The sequence below is a fragment of the Promicromonospora citrea genome (assembly GCF_013004695.1).
In the GTDB taxonomy this organism is placed as follows: Bacteria; Actinomycetota; Actinomycetes; order Actinomycetales; family Cellulomonadaceae; genus Promicromonospora; species Promicromonospora citrea.
In genome coordinates this window covers 1-4,547 of record NZ_JABEMG010000218.1, presented here as the reverse complement: position 1 = coordinate 4,547, position 4,547 = coordinate 1, and the positions used below count along the sequence as shown (strand labels likewise).

Below are 4,547 nucleotides of genomic sequence, written 5' to 3'. Positions count from 1 at the left end.
AGCGCGAGCACGGCCTCGAGGACGCGCAGGGTGAGCGCGTCCGCGCGGGCGAGCGCGCGCTCGAGCGAGCTGCGGCTCGACGCCCGGGCGGCGAGCGACCGGAGCGTCGAGGGGGAGGGGGTGGCGAGGTCGGGACGGGCGCGCAGGAGCGCGGCGAGCGCGGCGTCGGAGCGCTGCCGGAGGTCGTCGGCGAAGTGCCGCGGTGTCGCCGCCGGCGCTGCGGGGAGCGAGGAGGCCATCCTGACGATGCTACGCGCGTCGGCCCTTCTCTCGTCAGGGGGTCAGCCCTGCGCGGTGCGGCGGCAGACCTCCTCCCACGGCGTCGGCTCGATGCCGAACCGCTCGCGGGCCGCGGTGTCGTCCAGCACGTACGGCCGCTCCCACTGGTAGATGATCTCCTGCACCTCGCGCAGGAACGGGGACTGCTCGGCCGCGGCGGCGAGCTCCGCGCCGCCGAGGGACGAGATCTCGACCGGGGGCCTGCCGAGCGTGGCGAGCACGTCGGTGAGTGCCTGCGCCTGGGTCACCGCCGGGTTGCTCGGCACGTGCCAGACACGGCCGTGCGCGCCCGGGTCCTCCGCGGCCGCGACGAGCGTGCGGGCGACGTCGCCGACGTCGGTGAACGTGTGCGGCACGTCGGTGCGGCCGAACATCCGCACGGGCCGACCCTGCGCCGCCTCCGGCACCTGGATCGAGATGTGCCCGTTGCGGCCGATCCCCGGACCCATGTAGTCGGACGCGCGCACCTCGACGGCGCGCACGCGGCCCGCGTCGTGCGCGGCCTTCGCCTCGGCCCAGATCCTGGCGCGCATCCGCCCCTTGTGGTCGGTCGCGACGTCGGGCAGGTCCTCCGTCATCGGCCCGTCGACGGGGCCGTAGGGGTACAGCGCGCCCGTGATCGCGTACACGGCGCCGGAGCGCTCGGCAGCGGTCAGGAGGGAGGCCGCGAGCGGCGGCCAGACCCGCTCCCACTGGGTGTAGTCGGGCGGGTTGGCGGCGTTGTAGAGGTGGTCGACGCCCTCGGCGGCCCGCGCGAGGGCGTCGGCGTCCGAGGCGTCGAGGGTGAGGTGCCGGACGCCGTCGATCCCGGTGTCGCGGCCGGACCGGCTGACGACCGTGACGTCCGAGCCGCGGGCGGCGAGCAGGGCGGCGACGTGGCGGCCGACGGGGCCCGCGCCGACGACGAGGTGGCGATCGGTCATGATCATTGCTCCAATCTGAGAGCGGTGCTCTCTGTCAACGTCAGCCTCGCACGGCCGCACGAGGAAAACAAGAGCGGTGCTCTCGTTTGAGGCCGACGCTCTCTCATGGCACCCTGGGCGCATGAGCCCTGCCCGCACCGCCCGCGCCCTGGCGCGCGAGACGATCACGCGTGAGATCCTCGACGCCGCGCGCGCCCGTCTCGCCGTCGACGGTGCCGCCGGGCTCTCGCTGCGGGCCGTCGCCCGGGACGTCGAGATGGTGTCCTCGGCCGTGTACCGGTACTTCCCGAGCCGGGACGCCCTGCTCACCGCGCTCCTCGTCGAGGCGTACGACGAGCTCGGGGCGGCGGTGGAGTCCGCGGAGGCCGCCGTCGCCGACCGCGCCGACACCGCGGCGCGCTGGTCGGCCGCGTTCCGCGCCGCACGGGAGTGGTCGGTGGCGCACCCGGCCGAGTTCAGCCTGCTGTACGGCACGCCCGTGCCCGGCTACGCGGCGCCGCGCTCCACCGTCGGACCCGCCACGCGTGTCATCAGCGTGCTCGTGCGGATCGCCGGCGACGCGTTCGCCGCGGGCGCGCGCCCCGTCGTCGTGCCTGCGGGAACCGCGGACGGGCCGGGGATCGTGGCGCCGGCGCTCGACTACCTCGCCGAGCACGACCTCGTCGGCGCCGAGGTGCTGGCCGACGACGCGTTCGCCGAGACCCTCCGACGCGTCCTGGTGGCCTGGACCACGCTGTTCGGGACCATCTCGTTCGAGCTGTTCGGCCACCTGGTCGGGTCCGTGTCCGACACGGCGGGCTGGGTCGACGAGGTCGCGGCACGGTTTGCGGCCGACCTCGGGATGGCCGTCTGACCGCTCCGCGACGCGCGCGACGGCTCGCCCCGCGCGAATGCATGCGACGTGGCGCGGTTCTGCCCGGTAACCTTGTCCTTCGGTCAGAGGTGGCGCGCGACGTCGCAGCAGCCCTGCCCGCCCTGAGCAGTTCCACGAGCAGTATCGACAAGCACAGAAGAAGGTCGCAGTGCCTACCGGCAAGGTCAAGTGGTTCGACACCGACAAGGGTTTCGGTTTCATCGCCAGCGAGGACGGCAGCGAGGTGTTCCTGCACGCCTCCGCGCTGCCTCAGGGCGTCGTGCCCAAGCCCGGCATGCGGGTGGACTTCGGGGTGGCCGACGGCCGCCGCGGTCCGCAGGCGCTCGCCGTCACGGTGCTCGACGCGGCGCCGTCGGTCGCGAAGGCCAGGCGCAAGGACCCCGTCGACATGGCAGTGATCGTCGGGGACCTCACGCAGATGCTGGACCGCGTGGCGAACGACCTGCGCAAGGGGCGGTATCCGAAGAACACGGAGACGCTCGCCAAGTTGCTGCGCAAGGTCGCAGACGACTTCGACGCCTGAACACCCACGAGGTCCCGAGGAACATGGTGACGACCATCGCGCCCGCCGCACGCACGTCCACCCGGCGGGTCACCGCACGCACCAGCCGCGACGCCGTGCTCAACGGCGCGGTCGAGCTCGCGCGCGCCGCGGCCCAGGAGGTCGCGGAGCACCCGGAGGACGTCGGGGACCACCTCGGCACCGTCTTCGAGGACGAGCGCGTCGCCTCGCACCGGTTCGCGGCGACCATGAAGGGCTACCGCGGCTGGCACTGGACGGTCACCGTGGCCCGCGTGCCGCGCGGTCGCACCGCCACCATCAGCGAGGTCGAGCTGCTGCCGGGCGAGGAGGCCGTCCTCGCCCCCGCGTGGCTGCCGTGGGCGGAGCGCCTGCGTCCCGGCGACGTCGGCCCCGGCGACGTGCTGCCGTTCCGCCCGGACGACCCGCGCCTCGAGCCCGGCTACACGCCGACCGGCGACCCCGAGGTGGACGAGGTCGCCATCGAGGAGCTCGCCCTCGCCCGCGCCCGCGTGCTGTCCCCGCAGGGCCGTGCCGAGGCCGCGGAGCGCTGGTACCGCGGCTCCCGCGGCCCGACGACGGCGGGCTCCGTCGCCGCGGCCGCCGAGTGCATGACCTGCGCGTTCCTCATCCCGCTCTCCGGCTCGATGGGCCAGCTCTTCGGCGTGTGCGCCAACGAGTGGTCGCCCGACGACGGCAAGGTCGTCTCCCTCGACCACGGCTGCGGCGCGCACTCGGAGACCGACGTCGAGGAGCAGCCGACCGAGTGGCCCGCCCCGGCGCCGCTCATCGACGAGAACGAGATCGAGCAGGTCCCGGCCGCGGACGACGGCCCACAGGGCGACACGGCCGAGTGACCCCCGACCCGTTCGGCACCGGCGCGCTGCGGCGCGCGGTGACCGAGGCGTGGCTCGCGTCCCCCACCCGGTTCCGCGAGGACGCGAACGGGGAGGACGACCACGCCCGCGGGTACTACCGCGACCGCGTCGTCGTCGAGCTCGCGCAGAACGCCGCCGACGCCGCGGCGCGCGCGGGCGTCCCCGGCCGGCTGGTGCTGCGCCTGACGTCCTCCGGCGACGGCTGGCGGCTGGTCGCCGCGAACACCGGGGCACCGCTGGACGCCGAGGGCGTGGCGTCGCTGGCGTCGCTGCGGGCGTCGGCGAAGTCCGGCGCCGGGCCGTCCGTCGTCGGGGCCGGGGCCGACGGGGCGGGTGCCTCGGGCGGGGTGGCCGCCGTCGGCCGGTTCGGCGTGGGCTTCGCGGCGGTCCGTGCGGTGTCCGACGACATCCTGCTCCGGTCCCGCACGGGCGGCGTCCGCTTCTCGCTGGCGGCGACGCGCACCCACCTGGGTCTGACGCCCGACGCTACCGGGGCCGACGCTGCCGGGCCCGGGTGGGAGCGGGTCCGTGAGGTCGCGCGGGGGCGGGGGAGCGCCCTGCCCGTGCTGCGGTTGCCGCATCCGGCGGACGGCACGGCGGACGACGAGACCGACACCGTCGTCGAGCTCGCGCTGCGCGACGACGGGGCGGCGGCCGCCGTCAGTGCGCAGCTCACCGCGCTCGACGACGCCCTGCTGCTCGCGCTGCCGGCCCTCGCCGAGGTGGTCGTCGAGGACGAGTTCGCAGGTCAGCGGGGTTCTGCACGCGTGCTGAGCGATGTCGCCGCACGCTGGCACGTGCGCAGGGCGTCCGGTCCGCTCGCGCCCGACGACGCGCTGCCCGCCGAGGAACGCCGCACCGAGTGGTCGGTGCTGTGGGCGGTGCCCACCGGCGGCCGCCCGACGCCCGGCGTGCTGCACGCACCGACCCCGACCGACGTGCGTCTCTCCTTCCCCGCGCTGCTCGTCGCGTCGTTCCCCGTGGACCCGGGGCGGCGCGGCGTGCTGCCGGGGGCGACGAGCGACCGGGTCGCCGCCGAGGCGGGCCGGGCGTACGCGGCGCTGCTCGGCGAG

6 protein-coding genes are annotated in these 4,547 nt (G+C 75.6%); 4 read left to right on the top strand and 2 right to left on the bottom strand.

The features are described 5' to 3' along the window. Together HLB15_RS22545 and HLB15_RS22540 are read right to left on the bottom strand one after the other, a co-directional pair. Window positions 1-239 (bottom strand): hypothetical protein (locus HLB15_RS22545; protein ID WP_171108863.1); only part of this gene is annotated, 239 nt, incomplete at its 3' end. 42 nt (window positions 240-281) lie between these two features. Further along, complete coding sequence (locus HLB15_RS22540) at window positions 282-1,202, bottom strand: NAD-dependent epimerase/dehydratase family protein (protein WP_171108861.1); 921 nt, start codon at window positions 1,200-1,202, stop codon at window positions 282-284. A 121-nt stretch (window positions 1,203-1,323) separates the two neighbouring features. Here HLB15_RS22540 and HLB15_RS22535 point away from each other — a divergent pair, with 121 nt between their 5' ends. The 4 genes from HLB15_RS22535 to HLB15_RS22520 form a co-directional block, all read left to right on the top strand. Continuing rightward, on the top strand, window positions 1,324-2,055 hold the full coding sequence (locus tag HLB15_RS22535) for a TetR/AcrR family transcriptional regulator (protein WP_171108858.1): 732 nt from the start codon (window positions 1,324-1,326) through the stop codon (window positions 2,053-2,055). Between the two features lie 169 nt (window positions 2,056-2,224). After that, window positions 2,225-2,599 carry a cold-shock protein gene (locus HLB15_RS22530; protein WP_171108855.1) on the top strand — a complete coding sequence of 125 codons (375 nt, stop codon included), beginning with the start codon at window positions 2,225-2,227 and terminating at the stop codon, window positions 2,597-2,599. 23 nt (window positions 2,600-2,622) lie between these two features. Next, window positions 2,623-3,453, top strand: a complete 831-nt coding sequence (locus HLB15_RS22525) for a DUF3027 domain-containing protein (protein WP_171108854.1) — start codon at window positions 2,623-2,625, stop codon at window positions 3,451-3,453. Continuing rightward, a partial coding sequence (locus tag HLB15_RS22520) for a sacsin N-terminal ATP-binding-like domain-containing protein (RefSeq protein ID WP_376699422.1) occupies window positions 3,450-4,547 on the top strand: 1,098 nt, incomplete at its 3' end. The genes HLB15_RS22525 and HLB15_RS22520, both read left to right, overlap by 4 nt.

Coding starts and splice junctions, on each gene's coding strand:
- HLB15_RS22525 (WP_171108854.1), top strand. CDS start 2,623: ATGGTGACGACCATCGCGCCCGCCGCACGCACGTCCACCCGGCGGGTC.
- HLB15_RS22540 (WP_171108861.1), bottom strand. CDS start 1,202: ATGACCGATCGCCACCTCGTCGTCGGCGCGGGCCCCGTCGGCCGCCAC.
- HLB15_RS22535 (WP_171108858.1), top strand. CDS start 1,324: ATGAGCCCTGCCCGCACCGCCCGCGCCCTGGCGCGCGAGACGATCACG.